Annotated in this window: 16 protein-coding genes and 1 pseudogene; 12 read left to right on the top strand and 5 right to left on the bottom strand. The window is 59.9% G+C overall.

Features of this window, described 5'->3' with window-relative positions; translation table 11 throughout:
- Positions 1-56 precede the first annotated feature (56 nt).
- Together NVB75_RS18600 and NVB75_RS18595 are read right to left on the bottom strand one after the other, a co-directional pair.
- Positions 57-1760, bottom strand: a complete 1704-nt coding sequence (locus tag NVB75_RS18600; RefSeq protein WP_258342732.1) for a GspE/PulE family protein — start codon at positions 1758-1760, stop codon at positions 57-59.
- A gap of 84 nt (positions 1761-1844) precedes the next feature.
- Positions 1845-2183 carry a hypothetical protein gene (locus tag NVB75_RS18595; protein ID WP_258342731.1) on the bottom strand — a complete coding sequence of 113 codons (339 nt, stop codon included), beginning with the start codon at positions 2181-2183 and terminating at the stop codon, positions 1845-1847.
- Between the two features lie 127 nt (positions 2184-2310).
- Between NVB75_RS18595 and NVB75_RS18590 the strand changes: the two genes are divergently transcribed.
- A complete protein-coding gene (locus tag NVB75_RS18590) occupies positions 2311-2781 on the top strand; it encodes an Lrp/AsnC family transcriptional regulator (RefSeq protein ID WP_010167872.1) in 471 nt (156 codons plus the stop codon).
- Between the two features lie 57 nt (positions 2782-2838).
- Here the strand turns inward: NVB75_RS18590 and NVB75_RS18585 are convergent, their stop codons facing one another.
- On the bottom strand, positions 2839-4206 hold the full coding sequence (locus NVB75_RS18585; protein ID WP_076013066.1) for an inorganic triphosphatase: 1368 nt from the start codon (positions 4204-4206) through the stop codon (positions 2839-2841).
- A 158-nt stretch (positions 4207-4364) separates the two neighbouring features.
- Here NVB75_RS18585 and argE point away from each other — a divergent pair, with 158 nt between their 5' ends.
- From argE to NVB75_RS18535, 10 genes are all read left to right on the top strand, one after another.
- On the top strand, positions 4365-5513 hold the full coding sequence (argE, locus tag NVB75_RS18580; protein WP_258342728.1) for an acetylornithine deacetylase: 1149 nt from the start codon (positions 4365-4367) through the stop codon (positions 5511-5513).
- A 135-nt stretch (positions 5514-5648) separates the two neighbouring features.
- Positions 5649-6947 carry an amino-acid N-acetyltransferase gene (gene argA, locus NVB75_RS18575; protein WP_258342726.1) on the top strand — a complete coding sequence of 433 codons (1299 nt, stop codon included), beginning with the start codon at positions 5649-5651 and terminating at the stop codon, positions 6945-6947.
- A gap of 595 nt (positions 6948-7542) precedes the next feature.
- On the top strand, positions 7543-8886 hold the full coding sequence (locus NVB75_RS18570) for an OprD family porin (RefSeq protein WP_258342725.1): 1344 nt from the start codon (positions 7543-7545) through the stop codon (positions 8884-8886).
- A 273-nt stretch (positions 8887-9159) separates the two neighbouring features.
- The gene (locus NVB75_RS18565; protein ID WP_010167863.1) at positions 9160-9798 is read left to right on the top strand and encodes a peroxiredoxin; all 639 of its coding nucleotides are present in this window, start codon (positions 9160-9162) and stop codon (positions 9796-9798) included.
- A 317-nt stretch (positions 9799-10115) separates the two neighbouring features.
- Positions 10116-10709, top strand: a complete 594-nt coding sequence (gene ssuE, locus NVB75_RS18560) for an NADPH-dependent FMN reductase (RefSeq protein WP_017476595.1) — start codon at positions 10116-10118, stop codon at positions 10707-10709.
- 107 nt (positions 10710-10816) lie between these two features.
- Positions 10817-11785 (top strand): sulfonate ABC transporter substrate-binding protein, encoded by a 969-nt coding sequence (locus NVB75_RS18555; protein WP_010167860.1) that lies wholly within the window; start codon positions 10817-10819, stop codon positions 11783-11785.
- 25 nt (positions 11786-11810) lie between these two features.
- Entirely contained in the window at positions 11811-12959 is a 1149-nt protein-coding gene (gene ssuD, locus NVB75_RS18550; protein ID WP_003213905.1) for an FMNH2-dependent alkanesulfonate monooxygenase, read from the top strand.
- Positions 12960-12968: 9 nt separating this feature from the next.
- Complete coding sequence (ssuC, locus tag NVB75_RS18545; protein ID WP_010167854.1) at positions 12969-13757, top strand: aliphatic sulfonate ABC transporter permease SsuC; 789 nt, start codon at positions 12969-12971, stop codon at positions 13755-13757.
- Positions 13754-14560 carry an aliphatic sulfonates ABC transporter ATP-binding protein gene (ssuB, locus tag NVB75_RS18540; protein WP_258342723.1) on the top strand — a complete coding sequence of 269 codons (807 nt, stop codon included), beginning with the start codon at positions 13754-13756 and terminating at the stop codon, positions 14558-14560. Before ssuC ends, ssuB begins: the two co-directional genes overlap by 4 nt.
- 29 nt (positions 14561-14589) lie before the next feature.
- A complete protein-coding gene (locus NVB75_RS18535; RefSeq protein ID WP_003213899.1) occupies positions 14590-14805 on the top strand; it encodes a molybdopterin-binding protein in 216 nt (71 codons plus the stop codon).
- 140 nt (positions 14806-14945) lie between these two features.
- On the opposite strand, the gene NVB75_RS18530 is transcribed toward NVB75_RS18535, so the two are convergent.
- Complete coding sequence (locus NVB75_RS18530) at positions 14946-15581, bottom strand: TetR/AcrR family transcriptional regulator (RefSeq protein ID WP_258342722.1); 636 nt, start codon at positions 15579-15581, stop codon at positions 14946-14948.
- 79 nt (positions 15582-15660) lie between these two features.
- Between NVB75_RS18530 and NVB75_RS18525 the strand changes: the two are divergent.
- Positions 15661-15738, top strand: a pseudogene (locus tag NVB75_RS18525) (outer membrane lipoprotein carrier protein LolA); the annotation flags it as partial.
- Positions 15739-15801: 63 nt separating this feature from the next.
- Here NVB75_RS18525 and NVB75_RS18520 read toward each other — a convergent pair.
- Positions 15802-17178 (bottom strand): glutamine synthetase family protein, encoded by a 1377-nt coding sequence (locus tag NVB75_RS18520; RefSeq protein WP_003213894.1) that lies wholly within the window; start codon positions 17176-17178, stop codon positions 15802-15804.
- Between the last annotated feature and the right edge of the window lie 78 nt (positions 17179-17256).

Raw genomic sequence — 17256 nt, 5'->3', positions numbered from 1 at the left:
GATTCCCTATCTGGTGTGGGCGGTAAAGCGAGGTTTTTCCGATTGTAACGGTGTTGTCACGGATAAGAACGGTTTACCGGCCCATCAATCAAAGGATTTGTTTCTGAATCCCCAGGCGTCACTCGCAGCACCTCGTCCATCGTCGTCAGCCCTGCCATTACCTTGCGCGTACCGGCAGACCGCAAGCTGCACATGCCTTGGTCAAGGGCCGCGCGGCGCAGGGCCTGGAGGTTGGTGCCCGGGGTGATCAAGGCCTTGAGGCGGTCGTTCATCAGCATGATTTCGTAGATCCCGGCCCGGCCCCGATACCCACTTTCCCGACATTCTCCACAACCCCCGACCTGGTAGACCTGCCCGGCGAGCTGCTTGCAGTGCGGGCACAACAGCCGCACCAGACGCTGGGCCATCACTCCCAGCAATGTCGCATTGATCAGGTAATGAGGAATGCCCAGTTCCAGCAAGCGACTGATGGCGCCGGGTGCATCGTTGGTGTGCAGGGTCGACAGCACCAGGTGCCCGGTCAGGGCGGCCTGGATCGCCATCTCTGCGGTTTCCAGGTCGCGAATCTCGCCGATCATGATGATGTCCGGATCCTGGCGCATCAGGGCGCGGATGCCGCTGGCGAAGGTCAGGTCGATGTTGGGTTGGACCTGCATCTGATTGAAGGCCGGCTCGACCATCTCGATTGGGTCTTCGACGGTGCACAGGTTGACCTCGCGGGTGGCCAGTTGCTTGAGCGTGGTGTACAGGGTGCTGGTCTTGCCCGAACCCGTAGGCCCGGTGACCAGAATGATGCCGTTGGCCTGGCCGGTCATGGATTGCCAGCGTTGCAGGTCGTCGCTGGAAAGCCCCAGTTGCTGGAAATCCTTGTGCAGCACCTGCGGGTCGAAAATTCGCATCACCAGCTTTTCGCCGAAGGCGGTGGGCAAGGTCGAAAGGCGCAGTTCCACTTCGCCGCCCGCCGGGCTTTTGGTCTTTACCCGGCCGTCCTGGGGTTTGCGTTTTTCCGCCACGTTCATCCGCCCGAGACTTTTCAGGCGGCTGACCACTGCCATCGTCACTTGGGACGAGAATTGATAGACGTCGTGCAGCAGCCCATCAATGCGAAAACGCACGCGGCCCTGGTCGCGGCCGGGTTCGATATGGATATCACTGGCCCGTTGGCCGAAGGCGTACTGCAACAGCCAGTCGACGATGTTGACGATGTGCGCGTCGTTGGCGTCGGGTTCCTGGTCGCTGGCGCCAAGGTTGAGCAGTTGCTCGATGTTGGGAGCGCTGGACGTTTTTTGATCAATAGCGCCGTTGACCGATTTCGCGAGCCGGTAAAACTCTACGGTGCAGCGCTGGATATCCTGGGGGTTGGCCACCACCCGCCTGATGGAACGCTTCAACACTTGAGCCAAGCCCGCTTCCCAACTGCTCACGTAAGGCTGGGCGCTGGCGACGGTAACGCTGTGGGCGTCGACCGCAACTGCCAGGATCCTGTGGCGCTGGGCAAAGGCGTATGACATCAGCGGCACCACTGCGGCGACATCGATTTTCAACGGGTCGATACGCAGGTAAGGCTGCCCGCAGTGACGGGCCAGCCATTCGGTCAGCATTTCCAGCGGCGGCCCCGAGCTGGCAATGCATTCCAGGGGATGCCGCCCGCTGTTCGCCGTTACGGTCAGGTCGGCGGGCACCATGCCCTGGTCGATCAGGGCAGGTAGCAAGTGATGGATTTCCAGCCAGCGATCCTGGGTATTTGGCGCAACGGACATGGTGACGTTCCTGGGCAACGATTAGGCGTAGTCCTCAGGCTAGTCACCCCTTGCGCTTCGGCCTCCGGGGTTTATTGCAGGCTTTTACTGACCGGCCGCCTGCACCGCCAGAGGCCGCACCGCATCAGCCGGGTGCAGTTCCAGCGAGCACACGCTGATCAGGTTACGAAGTTTTTCGCCGATCACCTGGGCCCGGTGCCAGCTCAGGCCATCCATCACGATATCGATCGCCAGCAGGTCGTCTTCACGCTGCACGTTCACCTGGCGAGGAACCAGGAATTGCAGGGCAAAATAGTTGAGCACCCGGCACAACACGTCGGGTTCAGCCTCGGCGAGGATTTGATAGTGCGCCTGGCAGTGAGCGTTGCTGACGGCCCAGGCATCGACGCGTGGGGCGGGACTGGCGGATTCGACGACGTGCATGATGATTCTCCGGATTCGACTGGAGAAATTTTTACATGCGCCCCGGGAGATTTCTTATCTAAAAAAGCCCGTATTGGCTTATAAGGGAATCATATAATTCCAGAAAGTACGATTAACAGGTATTTCTATGCACAGTGAGTTGGACGTGTATGACCGGCGCATCCTGGCGCTGTTGCAGGAGGACGCTTCGCTTTCCAGCGCGCAGATCGCCGAACAGGTCGGCCTGTCGCAGTCGCCGTGCTGGCGCAGGATTCAGCGGCTGAAAGAGGAGGGTGTGATTCGCGGCCAGGTCACCCTGCTGGACCGCAAAAAAATCGGCCTCAACACGCAGATCTTTGCCGAGGTGAAACTCAACGCCCACGGCCGTTCCAACTTCACTGAATTCACCGAGGCGATTCGCGGTTTTCCGGAAGTGCTGGAATGTTATGTGCTGATGGGGGCGGTGGACTTTTTACTGCGGATCGTCACATCGGACATTGAAGCGTATGAGCGGTTTTTCTTCGAAAAACTCTCGATGGTGCCGGGGATTCAGGAGGTCAACTCGATAGTGGCCTTGTCGGAGATCAAGTCCACCACGAGTTTGCCGGTGTTGCGCTGATAGTTGCCATGGCCTGACTTTAGTGGCGAGGGAGCAAGCTCCCTCACCACAAGGGTTTTACAGGCGAAGCAGGGTTTTCCAGGCGCGATTCTGATACACCGCGATTGCCTGATGCATCCGCGCATCCAGCGACTCATCGGTGATCGGCTGGTTGGCCAGGTGCGCCAGCTTGTTCAACTCGCCATATAGACGGTCCAGCTCGGCGATATCCAGCACTTGGCGTGCATGGTGCAGCCAGGCCAGGATGCGTTCGATACGCGGCAGTTGCTCGGCCAAGTCTTCCGGCTGTTGCTGGTAGCGCGGCAGTTGCAGGGCGACGGCGTCGTCGGCCAGCAGGCGTGGCAGCCAGTTGGCGAGCTGTGCCGCACCCTGGCGATTGCCACGCACGTTGCGCTCCGCTGCCCAGGTACGGGCCAGCAGCCAGCGGGAAGTGGTCAGCGAGAAGAGGCCCCAGCGCACGTCTTCCAGTTCTTCAGCGAACTGTTCCGGCGCGGCCTTGCGGATGTCTTCATCGTCGTCACCGGCCTGAACCAGCGGACGCCAGTCTTCCAGCAGGGCATCCAGTGCGGCGCGCAGTTCGCTGGTGGATTGGCGTGGCGCGGCTTGGCCGAGGCTGCCGAGCAGGGCACGCAGTTCGCCGAGGTTTTCTACCCAGTCTTGCAGCAGGCGCCAGTGGCCATTGAAACGGTATTGCTCGGCCAGGCGCTGGCTGCTGCCCAACAGGTGCCACATGACGGCGGCAAACGCGTCGTCCAGCGGCATTTCAGCGTGCAGCACCGGTGCCGGCAGGCTCAGGGAGTAGCTGTTGGCGTCGAACAGGCGATAGCCACGCTCAGCCTTGCTGATATCGCACGGCATCAGGGCCAGGGTTGCGGCCAGTTCAGCGGCCAGCTCCAGCAGGGCGGCCGGGTCGCCTTCGCGCAGTTCCAGTTCCAGTTCGCAGATTTCTTCTTTCTGCTTGCCGGCGACCACATGGCCGAGGTCCAGGGCGGCTTCGATCACCACCTTGGCCTTGCCGCGGCCCCAGGCAATTTCGGCGCGTTCGCGAACGAAATCGGTGGTGAAGATCGGCTTGAGGGTCTTTTTGTCCAGCTCGGCCAGTTGCTCGGGCCAGCATTCGCCGTCGAGCTTCTTCACGTCGAGCTTGGCTTTGGCCAGGTCCCAGTTGTACTCATTGCGTTCCGACAAGCCGGCAACGCTCTGGCCACGGGTCTTGAGGGTCTGGATCACTTCGTCGCCGTCTTTGCGCAGGCGCAGGGCCACTTTGGCCTGGGCCAGGTCGCGTTCCGGGGTGTCGAAGTACTGGTTCATCAACTCACGGCGTTCCCAGCCACTTTTGTTGCGTTTTTTCAGTAACGGGTGCTCACGCAGCGCGGCGAGGGTTTCGCGGCTGACGCGGAGCTTGATTTCGGTTTCTTTCTGCATGGCCGGAAAATCCAGGATCGGGAGCGCAGCCGGGGAAATGAGTGGCTGCCAAGGTCGTGCAGTGTACAGGACTGAGCCCGGCAACGCGCCGCAACGGTTTATTGTGTCGTGCAGATGGTTCTATGATGGGGTTCGTCCGGGAAGTTGAGAGACCGCGCATGCCTTTACCATCCATGAAAGAACAGTTCGCCGCGCTGATTGCCGCGCCTTCGGTCAGTTGTACCCAGGCCTCTCTCGACCAATCCAACCGCCCGGTGATCGATTTGCTCGCCACCTGGCTGGGGGACCTGGGATTTGCCTGCGACATCCAGCAGGTCAGCCCCGGAAAATTCAACCTGCTGGCCAGTTTCGGCACCGGCCCTGGCGGCCTGGTGTTGGCGGGTCACAGCGACACCGTGCCCTACGATGGCGCGCTATGGCAGACCGATCCGCTCAAGCTGACGGAAGTCGACGGCCGCTGGGTAGGACTGGGCAGCTGTGACATGAAAGGTTTTTTCGCCCTGGTGATCGAAGCCGTGCAGCCGCTGCTGGACCAGCCCTTCAAGCAACCGCTGCTGATTCTTGCCACCTGCGATGAAGAAAGCTCCATGGCCGGCGCCCGGGCGCTGGCCGAGGCGGGCCGTCCTTTAGGCCGCGCGGCGGTGATCGGCGAGCCGACGGGCCTCAAACCCATCCGCCTGCACAAAGGCGTGATGATGGAGCGCATCGATATTCTCGGGCGCAGCGGCCATTCGTCGGATCCAAGCTTGGGCCACAGCGCCCTCGAAGCCATGCACGACGCCATCGGCGAGCTGCGTGGCCTGCGCCTGGCCTGGCAGCGCGAATACCGCAACCCACAATTCAGCGTGCCGCAACCGACCATGAACTTCGGCTGTATCCACGGTGGCGACAATCCCAATCGCATCTGCGGCCAGTGCTCCCTGGAATTCGACCTGCGGCCCTTGCCCGGCATGGATCCCCAGGTGCTGCGCGCGGCCATCCGGCAGAAGCTTGAGCCCCTGGCCGAGCGGCATAAGGTGAAGATCGACTACGCGCCGTTATTCCCCGAAGTGCCGCCGTTCGAGCAAGCAGAGGATACCGAGTTGGTGCGGGTGGCTGAACGACTTACCGGTCATCGCGCTGAAGCAGTGGCGTTCGGCACCGAAGCGCCTTATCTTCAGCGCCTTGGTTGCGAGACCCTGGTGCTCGGCCCTGGCGATATCGCCTGCGCCCACCAGCCCGGCGAGTACCTTGAAATGTCACGCTTGACGCCTACAGTGCGTCTATTGCGGGAACTGATTCAACATTACTGCCTGACACCTGCATAAATTAACCCCTGCCCATCCGTACATAGAAGGAGAGCGAGCGTGTCGCCAAGCCTGTTCCGACGATAACCAACAGCCCGCTGTGCGTTTTCATGATTCATCCCTTTTTGGCTGCTTTTTATTACAGGCCCAGGTTTTATGCCCGAATACGTCAATTGGCTTCGTCACGCTTCGCCTTACATCAATGCCCACCGCGACTGCACCTTTGTGGTCATGCTGCCGGGCGATGGTGTGGATCATCCAAACTTCGGCAATATCGTCCACGATCTGGTGCTGCTCCACAGCCTGGGCGTGCGCCTGGTGCTGGTCCACGGTTCGCGTCCGCAAATCGAAACTCGCCTCGCCGCCCGCGGCCTGACCCCGGCTTACCACGAAGGCTTGCGCATTACTGATGCCGCGACTCTGGAGTGTGTGATCGACGCGGTCGGCCATCTGCGTATCGCCATCGAAGCGCGGTTGTCGATGGACATGGCATCCTCGCCGATGCAGGGCTCGCGCCTGCGGGTGGCCAGCGGCAACCTCGTGACGGCGCGCCCGATCGGTGTGCTTGAAGGCGTCGACTATCACCACACCGGTGAAGTGCGCCGGGTCGACCGCAAGGGCATCAACCGGCTGCTGGACGAGCGTTCCATCGTATTGCTGTCGCCGCTGGGTTATTCGCCTACCGGTGAAATCTTCAACCTCGCCTGCGAAGACGTCGCCACTCGCGCCGCCATTGACCTGGGCGCGGACAAATTGCTGCTGTTTGGCGCCGATCTTGGTTTGATCGATGAACACGGCCGGCTGGTGCGTGAACTGCGGCCGCAACAGGTGCCTGCGCACCTGCAACGCTTGGGCAGCAACTACCAGGCTGAGCTGCTGGACGCGGCGGCTGAAGCTTGCCGTGGCGGCGTAGGCCGCAGCCACATTGTCAGTTATGTCGAAGATGGTGCTTTGCTGACCGAGCTGTTCACCCGGGACGGCGGCGGTACGCTGGTGGCCCAGGAGCAGTTTGAGCTGGTGCGCGAAGCGGCAATTGAAGATGTCGGCGGTCTGCTGGATCTGATCAGCCCGCTGGAAGAGCAGGGGATTCTGGTGCGCCGTTCCCGGGAAGTGCTGGAGCGGGAAATCGAACAGTTCAGTGTGGTGGAACGTGAAGGCATGATCATCGCCTGCGCGGCGCTGTATCAGATCGCCGACTCGGACGCAGGGGAGCTGGCGTGCCTGGCAGTGAACCCGGAGTACCGCCATGGCGGTCGCGGTGACGAACTGCTGGAACGCATCGAGACCCGTGCCCGGGCCCAGGGTTTGAAGACGTTGTTCGTGCTGACCACCCGTACTGCCCATTGGTTTCGCGAGCGTGGGTTTGTGCCGAGTACAGTGGATCGCCTGCCGTCGGCGCGGGCGTCGCTGTACAACTATCAGCGTAATTCGAAGATTTTCGAAAAGGCGTTGTAAGCCTGAAGCGGCGAGGGGGCAATCCTCTCGCCTGTCAATTTGGCGAGTCTTGCATCCGGGCCGGGTGCAATGATGCCACTCGCCGGGTTTGCAGAATTATCCACACAACTGACATCAAAGTGACATTATCGCCAGGTACGGTGAGGTGCATTAGCGGGACGGCAGAAAAGTTTCATCGATACAAAAACTGTAACAAATTGACGGAATGATGTGCGTTTGGCCATGATGGCGTCGCGTTTTTGATCGTGAGTGACGTATGACCCCATTGGGTCAACACAAAACGATCTAAAAAAACGCAGAGACATACTCTTCAGGAACACCTTTATGCAGCGGTACTGCCTCAACGGCCTGACCGTCACATGGAAAGCGTTATTCCAGAATCGTATGAAAAAGAATGAAACAATTCTTTTTGGGTGTATGAAAAACTCATTACCCTGCAGGGACCAAATCAACTGCGGTTAGACGAAGGTAGTAGACACACAAGGTTACGATTGACTTGTCAGTCACTATCTGGCGCTAATCGCGCATCTGTGGATCAAGGGCGTCAGACCCGAGACCTAAGAAATACAAAAATTAGAAATGAGAGGAGCGGTACATGAAGAAGTCAACATTGGCGTTGGCCGTAGCTTTGGGGGCAATCGCTCAACAAGCAGGCGCCGCAGGTTTTATCGACGACAGCAAGGTCACTCTTGGCCTGCGCAACTTTTACATCAATACAGACAACCGTGATGGCGTTCCTTCGAGAACGTCCAACACCCGCAGCAAAAACGCTGAATGGGGCCAAGGCTTCGACCTGCGTTTCATCTCCGGCTTTACCCAGGGCACTGTAGGCTTCGGTCTTGACGCCATCGGCCTGTACGGCGTACGTCTGGATTCGAGCCGTGAAAATCACGGTAACTACACCGGTACTGCTTCCGGCGGCACCGTGTTCCCAAGTGATGGCAACAAGGCGGTCAACGATTTCGCCAGCCTGGGCGTGACCGGTAAGGTCAAGATCTCCCAGACCGTGCTGAAGATCGGTACCCTGCAGCCGAACAACCCGGTCATCAAGACCAACGACGGTCGTCTGCTGCCACAAACCTTCCAGGGCGGCGAGATCTCTTCGAACGAGATCAAGGACCTGACCCTGACTGCTGGTCAGATCGAGCACTCCAAAGGCCGTAACTCCAGCAACAATGAAGGTCTGTCCCTGGCCGGTGCCAACGGTAGCTCGAACTACGACGCTGGTAACTTCGTCAACAAGTTCTACTACGCCGGTGCTGACTACAAAATCACCAAAGACCTGACCGCTTCGTACTACTTCGGCGAGCTGAAGGACTTTTATGCGCAGAACTTCCTGGGCTTGGTCCACAACTGGGCGATCGGTCCAGGCACTCTGAAAAGTGACCTGCGTTACTACCGCAGCCGCGACAACGGTGCCAACGGTGACACTGCCGGTTACTACACCACCGGTTTCTACGGCAACACGACTACCAAAGGTAAGGTCGACAACGACCTGTACAGCTACCTGGCGTTGTACTCGGTTGCAGGTCACACCTTTGGTGCTGGTTACCAGTACACCAAGGGCGACAGCGACTTCCCTTGGTTGAACCAAGGTGACGGCTCGTCGAACAGCACCACTACCGACATGCAAATCCAGAAGTTCGCCCGTGCTGGCGAGCGTACCTGGCAAGCTCGCTACGCGTATGACTTCGCCAAAGTTGGCGTACCTGGCCTGACAGCCGGTGTGATCTACCTGCGTGGCAGCAACATCGACACTGCCGTCGGTGAAAAGACAGAGTGGGAGCGTGACTTGACCCTGGCCTACGTTATTCCAGAAGGTCCGCTGAAAAACCTGGGCGTCGCCTGGAAGAACGCCATGTGGCGTACCGACCTGGCCAGCACTCGCGACCAGGACGAAAACCGCCTGATCGTCAGCTACAGCTACGCGTTCAAGTAAGAGCGTAAAACCTTGCCCGGCGCAAAGCCGGGCAGGGTGCTTTACTTTTCAAGTCGGGCTCAACCCCCGCAAGCCCTTCCTGAACCCCTCTTTGTACAGCGTCTCAAGGCCTTCTCGAACCTTGAAGCCGATGTTGATCCTCGCCTGTCGCCAAGTCCAATGAACAGATTTTTAATATTCCTTTATCGTCTAGATAAATCGATATTTATTCTTTTTAAATAATCCGCGACACAGGCACAGTGGGCTCCATAAGCACTCATCAGGAGCCACACCATGAGCCTCAGACTGGGCGACATCGCCCCCGACTTTGAACAGGATTCCAGCGCCGGCAAGATTCGCTTCCACGAGTGGCTGGGCGATAGCTGGGGCGTACTGTTTTCCCACCCGGCGGACTTCACCCCGGTGTGCACCACCGAGCTGGGGTTCACCGCCAAGCTGAAAGATGAATTTGCCAAGCGCGGCGTCAAGGCCATTGCCCTGTCGGTCGACCCGGTGGACTCCCACCACAAGTGGATCGAAGACATCAACGAAACCCAGAACACCATCGTCAACTTCCCGATCCTGGCCGACGCAGACCGCAAGGTCTCCGACCTGTACGACCTGATCCACCCGAATGCCAGTGATACCCTCACCGTGCGTTCGCTGTTCGTGATCGATCCGAACAAAAAGATTCGCCTGACCATCACCTACCCAGCCAGCACCGGGCGCAACTTCCACGAAATCCTGCGGGTGATCGACTCGCTGCAACTGACCGACAGCCACAAAGTCGCCACCCCGGCCAACTGGCAGGACGGCGATGAGGTGGTGATTGTGCCGTCGCTCAAGGACGAGGAAGAGATCAAGAAACGCTTTCCGAAGGGTTACCGCGCGGTGAAACCGTACCTGCGGCTCACCCCTCAACCGAATCGCTGACACAGAACCCAATGTGGGAGCGGGCTTGCTCGCGAATGCGCACTGTCAGTTGACGCGTCTTTGAATGACACAGCGCTTTCGCGAGCAAGCCCGCTCCCACACTTGATCGCATTTCAAGTCTCACACAGCAGGGGTTTTAAGGCCGTTTCGACGGCCTTTTTTTATGCCTGGAATTTAGTCAGCCGCATATGCATTTAAAGAATAAACAAATGAAAAAATAAGATTTATAGATATATAAATTGGCTGATATGGTCTGTCCCATCTTGGCGCCATCGCCACATAGCGAACCGCCGACACTTTCCAAAGGAATTGCCTACATGCTGGTCGTAACACTTGGTGGTAGCCCCAGCCAACGTTCCCGGTCCGGGGTCTTGCTGGATCACACCCGCAACTGGTTGCAGCAACAAGGCGTGGAAGTGGTGAGTTATCAGATACGGGACTTCCCGGCCGAAGACTTGCTGCACGCGCGGTTCGACAGCCCGAAAATCATCGACCTGCTGCAGCAAGTGGCAAATGCCGATGGCCTGGTGATCGCCACGCCGGTGTACAAGGCTTCGTTTTCCGGCGCGCTGAAAACCATCCTCGACCTGCTGCCCGAACGCGCCCTGGCCCACAAAGTGGTATTGCCGATGGCCACCGGCGGCAGCATCGCCCACATGCTCGCGGTGGACTACGCCTTGAAGCCGGTGCTTTCGGCCCTGAAAGCCCAGGAATTGCTCCACGGGATTTTCGCTGAAGACAGCCAGATTGCTTACGGCGAAGGCAGTGCCCAGGCGCAACTGGTGCCGGTGCTGGAACAACGTTTGAGCGAGGCCCTGGAAACCTTCTACAGCGCCATGGCCCGCCGCCCGAAACCCCTTGATCCCAATGTGTTGAATGAACGTTTGTTGAGTGCTCGCTGGAGCATTTAAGCCTCACCCAGCTTTACCTGGATTCAACAAGTACTACTCACCTTACTCAGCCGCCAACGGCCAAGCAGGTGCAGCCAACCCCCTCATCGTATTTTGGAGAGAGCGCCATGCGCACTGTCATCTTGCGTCGTGGTCTGGTCGCACTGTTTGCTGCGGCTGTGTCCTTCGGTGCCATCGTTCAAGCTCAAGCCGCCGAGACCCTGCGGATCGGCTATCAGAAGTACGGCACCCTGGTGCTGCTCAAGGCCAAGGGCTCGTTGGAAAAACGCCTGGCCGAGCAGGGCGTGCAAGTGCAGTGGACCGAGTTTCCCGGTGGCCCGCAGCTGCTGGAAGGATTGAACGTCGGTTCCATCGACTTCGGTGTGACGGGTGAGACGCCACCGGTGTTCGCCCAGGCCGCCGGTGCCGATCTGCTCTACGTCGCCTATGAACCACCAGCGCCGACCAGCGAAGCGATCCTGGTACCGAAAGATTCGCCGATCAAATCGGTGCAAGACCTCAAGGGCAAGAAAGTCGTCCTCAATAAGGGCTCCAACGTGCACTACCTGCTGGTGCGTGCCCTGGAAGATGCCGGCCTGAAATACACCGACGTGCAGACCGTCTTCCTGCCGCCCGCCGATGCCCGCGCCGCGTTCGAGCGCGGCAGCGTCGATGCCTGGGTGATCTGGGACCCGTACCAGGCAGCCGCCGAAAAACAACTGCAAGCCCGCACCCTGCGTGACGGCACCGGCATCGCCGACAACCATCAGTTTTACCTGGCCACCAAGCCCTACGCTGAAAAACACCCTGAAGTGATCAAGGCATTGGTGGAAGAAGTGCGCGCGGTGGGCGAATGGTCCAAGGCCAACCCGGAGCAAGTCACTGAACAAGTTGCACCGCTGCTGGGCTTGCCGGCCGACATCACCCTGACCTCGGTGAAACGCCAGGGCTACGGCGCGCTGTTCCTGACCCCGGAAGTGGTCGCCGCGCAGCAGAAAATCGCCGACAGCTTCTACCAACTCAAATTGATCCCCAAACCCTTGAACATCAAGGACGTGATCTGGACGCCACCCGCCGCCGTTGCCAAAGCGCCGTAATCCGACTTCTTCAGGAGACAACTCCATGAGCCTCAATATTTTCTGGTTCCTGCCTACCCACGGCGACGGCCATTACCTTGGCACCGCCGAAGGCGCTCGCGCCGTTGATCACGGTTACTTGCAGCAAGTAGCCCAGGCGGCAGACCGCCTCGGCTTCGGCGGGGTGCTGATCCCCACCGGCCGTTCGTGCGAAGACTCGTGGCTGGTGGCAGCGTCGCTGATCCCGGTGACCCAACGCTTGAAGTTCCTTGTCGCGCTGCGCCCCGGGATCATTTCCCCGACGGTGGCGGCGCGTCAGGCAGCGACCCTGGATCGTCTGTCCGGTGGCCGGGCGTTGTTCAACCTGGTAACCGGTGGAGACCCGGATGAATTGGCAGGCGACGGGTTGTTCCTGAGCCATGAAGAACGTTACCAGGCGTCGGTGGAATTCACCCGCATCTGGCGCCGCGTACTGGAAGGCGAAACCGTCGATTACGACGGCCAGCACATCAGCGTCAAAGGCGCCAAGTTGCTCTATCCGCCGATCCAGCAACCGCGCCCGCCGCTGTATTTCGGGGGTTCCTCCGAAGCGGCCCAGGACCTGGCAGCCGAGCAAGTGGAAATGGTCCTGACCTGGGGCGAGCCGCCGGCTGCGGTAGCGGAAAAGATCGCACAGGTTCGCGCCAAGGCCGCCAAGCTCGGGCGTACCCTGCGCTTCGGCATTCGCCTGCATGTGATCGTGCGTGAAACCAACGCCGAAGCCTGGCAGGCCGCCGACAAACTGATCTCCCACGTGGACGATGAAACCATCGCCCGCGCCCAGGCCTCGTTGTCGCGTTTTGATTCCGTAGGCCAGCAACGCATGGCCGCCTTGCACGGCGGTAGTCGCGACAACCTGGAAGTCAGCCCCAACCTGTGGGCCGGCGTAGGCCTGGTACGTGGCGGAGCCGGCACGGCCTTGGTAGGTGATGGCCCGACCGTGGCTGCACGGGTGAAGGAATACGCTGACCTGGGCATCGACACCTTTATCTTCTCCGGTTATCCACACCTGGAAGAGTCGTATCGCGTGGCCGAGCTGCTGTTCCCGCACCTGGACATCGAACGTCCCGAGCTGCCGAAAGGCGCCGGCTACGTCAGTCCGTTCGGCGAAATGGTCGCCAACGATATTCTTCCCAAAGCTGCGTCCCAGAGCTGAGGCGCCGCCATGAACCTTGAAAAGTTAAGTCATCGATTGGCGCCCTGGGCGCTGCCGATCCTGTTGCTGGCGGTATGGCAGTTGTCCGTGTCGGCCGGCTGGTTGTCGACGCGGATTCTGCCGGCACCCAGCGCGGTGATCGAAGCGGGCATCAGCCTGGTGCGCAGCGGCGAAATCTGGACCCACCTGGCCATCAGCGGCTGGCGTGCGGGCCTGGGCTTTGTGATCGGCGGCAGCATCGGCCTGGCCCTGGGCTTTATCACCGGCCTGTCGACCTGGGGTGAACGCCTGCTGGACAGCTCGGTGCAGATGATCCGCAACGTGCCGCACCTGGCGCTGATCCCGCTGGTGATCCTGTGGTTCGGCATCGACGAGACCGCGAAGATATTCCTGGTCGCCCTCGGCACGCTGTTCCCGATCTACCTCAACACTTACCACGGCATCCGCAACGTCGACCCGGCGCTGGTGGAAATGGCCCGCAGTTATGGCCTGTCCGGTTTCAGCCTGTTTCGCCAAGTGATTTTGCCGGGCGCCTTGCCTTCGATTCTGGTGGGCGTGCGCTTTGCGCTGGGCTTTATGTGGCTGACGTTGATCGTCGCGGAAACCATCTCCGCCAGTTCCGGCATCGGCTACCTGGCAATGAACGCCCGGGAATTCCTGCAGACCGATGTGGTGGTACTGGCGATCGTGCTGTACGCCGTGCTCGGCAAGCTGGCAGACCTGGCGGCGCGTGGCCTGGAACGTGTCTGGCTGCGCTGGCACCCGGCTTATCAAGTGAATAAAGGAGGTGCGGCATGACCGCTCAACAACCTCCACGCTTGCTGCGGGGCATTCCCCTGGCAGTGCGCAAGTTGCGCAAGGCTTTCGGCGCGCGGGAAGTGCTCAAGGAAATCGACCTGCATATTCCTGCCGGTCAATTCGTGGCGGTCGTAGGCCGTAGCGGCTGCGGCAAAAGTACCTTGCTGCGCCTGCTGGCCGGCCTGGACAAAGCCAGCGGCGGCGAACTGCTCGCCGGTTCCGCGCCGCTGAGCGAGGCGATTGAAGACACGCGGTTGATGTTCCAGGAAGCGCGCCTGCTGCCGTGGAAAAAGATCATCGACAACGTGGGCCTTGGCCTCAAGGGCAACTGGCGCCCGCGGGCACTGGAAGCGCTGGAAGCGGTCGGCCTGGCCGAGCGCGCCAATGAGTGGCCGGCGGCGTTGTCTGGTGGCCAGAAGCAACGCGTGGCCCTGGCCCGCGCCTTGATCCACCAGCCACGCCTGTTGCTGCTGGACGAACCGCTGGGGGCCCTGGATGCCCTGACCCGGATCGAGATGCAGCAACTGATCGAGAACCTCTGGCAGAAGCACGGCTTCACCGTGTTGCTGGTGACCCACGACGTCAGCGAAGCCGTGGCCATTGCCGACCGGGTGATCCTGATCGAAGACGGCGAAATCGGCCTCGACCTGCACGTGGAACTCCCACGCCCGCGGGTGCGTGGCTCCCACCGCCTGGCGGCGCTGGAAACCGAAGTGCTTAACCGTGTGTTGTCGCTGCCCGGCACCCCGCCGGAACCCGAACCTGTTTCACCGCTGCCTACGCAATTGCGTTGGGCTCAATAACTCACTTGTCTTACACAGGAAGAACGACCATGACTATTAAAGCCATCAACGTGCGTAACCAGTTCAAAGGCACCATCAAGGAAATCGTCGAAGGCGACGTGCTGTCGGAAATCGACGTGCAGACCGCGTCCGGCATCGTCACTTCCGTGATCACCACGCGCTCGGTGAAAGAGCTGGAACTGGTGATTGGCAGTGAAGTGATTGCCTTCGTGAAGTCCACCGAGGTGTCGATCGCCAAGCTGTGATGTGATGATCGTTCCCACGCTCTGCGTGGGAATGCATCCCGTGACGCTCCGCGTCACCCATGCGCAGGGCTCAAGTCTTGTGCTGGCTGGCGGGACGCGGAGCGTCCCATGAGCCATTCCCACGCAGAGCGTGGGAATGATCATGTGGGTGTGCGCTTGGGCAAGAACGCCGGCAGATAAAGCCCCACATACGCATCAAACACCCGCATGCCTTCCTCGGCCATGCGCGGGGTGATTTGCCCGTGCTGATGCACCGAGCGCGCGTAAACGCGGTCGCTCAGTTCCAGGGCCAGGGCAAACACGTCGACATCGTCGGGCAGGCTCGGCACCTCGAAGTGCCGGTTGAACACCTCATACATCAGGTTTCCCAACTCCAGATCGTGCTGGCGGTCGGCCTGTGTCACTTCAGTCAACCCATGCTGGGCCAGGATCAATTGCCGGGCGGCGGCGTCGTTGCTGTAGATGGTGAGCATGCGCTGCTCCACCACGCAGGAAAGGTCGCGCCAATGCTTGAGTGAGTCGTGGTCGATCGGCGCCTGAATGGCCGCGCGAAAGGCTGCATGGATGTCAGCGGTCAGCGCCTCCAGCAAGGCAGGCACGCTGGCGAAGAAGTGGTACACCGATGACGGCGGAATCTGTGCCCGCTCGGCCACGCTGTAGATCGACAGGCTGGCCACGCCTTCGGCGGCCAGCAAGGTGCGGGCGGCGTCGAGGATCGCGTCGATCCGGGCCTGGCTGCGGGCGCGGGGTTTGCGAGGGGTGGCAGGGCGATTCATTGAAGTCTCCTACAGGGCAGCGGGCATTGTACGAGAGACAGCCTATGATCCATACCATGTAGGAGCGAGCTTGCTCGCGATGGTCGTAAACGATGACGCGGGCATCCTGAATCAACGCGGCGCCCTCAGGTTTTTCGCGAGCAAGCTCGCTCCTACAGGCAGGCATAAAAAAACGCCGCAAGCCAAGAGCCTGCGGCGTTCTTTTTAACCCGGCAACCGCTTACACGGTATGCAGGTACCAGTTGTACTCAAGGTCGGAGATGGAGTGTTCGAACTCTTCCAGCTCACTTTCCTTACAGGCGACGAAGATATCGATGTATTTAGGATCGATGTACTTGGCCATCACCTCGCTGTCGTCCAACTCGCGCAGGGCATCGCGCAGGTTGTTCGGCAGGCTCTGTTCGTTCTGCTCGTAGCTGTTGCCTTCCACCGGTGCGCCAGGCTCGATCTTGTTGGTCAGGCCGTGATGCACGCCCGCCAGGACCGAAGCCATCAGCAGGTAAGGGTTGGCGTCGGCACCGGCCACACGGTGTTCGATACGTACGGCGTCGGACGAGCCGGTCGGTACGCGAATCGCCACGGTGCGGTTATCCAGGCCCCAGCACGGCGAGTTCGGCACGTAGAACTGTGCGCCGAAACGACGGTAGGAGTTGACGTTAGGGCACAGGAACGCCATTTGGGCGGGTAGGGTCTCCAGCACACCGCCGATCGCGTGACGCAATGCGGCGTTCTGCTCGGGATCCTCGCTGGCAAAGATGTTCTTGCCGTCCTTGTCCAGGATCGAAATGTGTACGTGTAAGCCGTTGCCTGCCTGGCCCGGGTAAGGCTTGGCCATGAAGGTGGTGTCCATCTCATGGTCGTAGGCGATGTTCTTGATCAAGCGCTTGAGCAGTACCGCGTAGTCGCAGGCCTTTATAGGGTCGGCAACGTGGTGCAGGTTCACTTCGAACTGCGCCGGGGCACTTTCCTTGACGATGGCGTCGGCAGGGATGCCTTGCTCTTTTGCACCTTCCAGAATGTCCTGGAGGCAGTCGACGTATTCGTCGAGGTCGTCGATCAGGTAGACCTGTGTCGAGTGCGGGCGTTTGCCGGAGATCGGCGAGCGGGGCGGTTGTGGCCGGCCATTCACGTTCTCCTGGTCAATCAGGTAGAACTCCAGCTCGAATGCGGCGCAGATGGTCAGACCGAGGTCGTCAAATTTGCTTACAACTTGGCGGAGTACTTCGCGAGGATCGGCGAAGAAAGGTTCACCTTCGAGTTCGTGCATGGTCATCAGCAGTTGCGCGGTTGGGCGCTTTTGCCAGGGTTCATTGCACAGGGTGTCGGGGATTGGATAACAGATTCGGTCAGCATCACCGATGTCCAGACCCAGGCCGGTGCTTTCCACCGTTGAGCCATTGATATCCAGGGCAAATAGAGAGGCAGGCAGGTTAATGCCCTTCTCGTAAACCTTGTGGAGGCTGGTGCGTTCGATGCGCTTGCCGCGCACCACACCATTCATATCCGCAATTAGAAGGTCTACGTACAGAACCTCAGGATGATCCTTAAGGAACGCGTTCGCTTCGTTAAGCTGAACGGCACGCGGGGGTACCGACATGATGCAACACCTTTGTTGTTAAAAATATCAATCATTGATCTCTTCGGGTTTCAGTCAACCCGAACGGCATGCCGAAGT

This window comes from Pseudomonas sp. CBS (assembly GCF_024734645.1).
Lineage (GTDB): Bacteria > Pseudomonadota > Gammaproteobacteria > Pseudomonadales > Pseudomonadaceae > Aquipseudomonas.
This window is presented reverse-complemented; position numbering and strand designations above follow the sequence as displayed.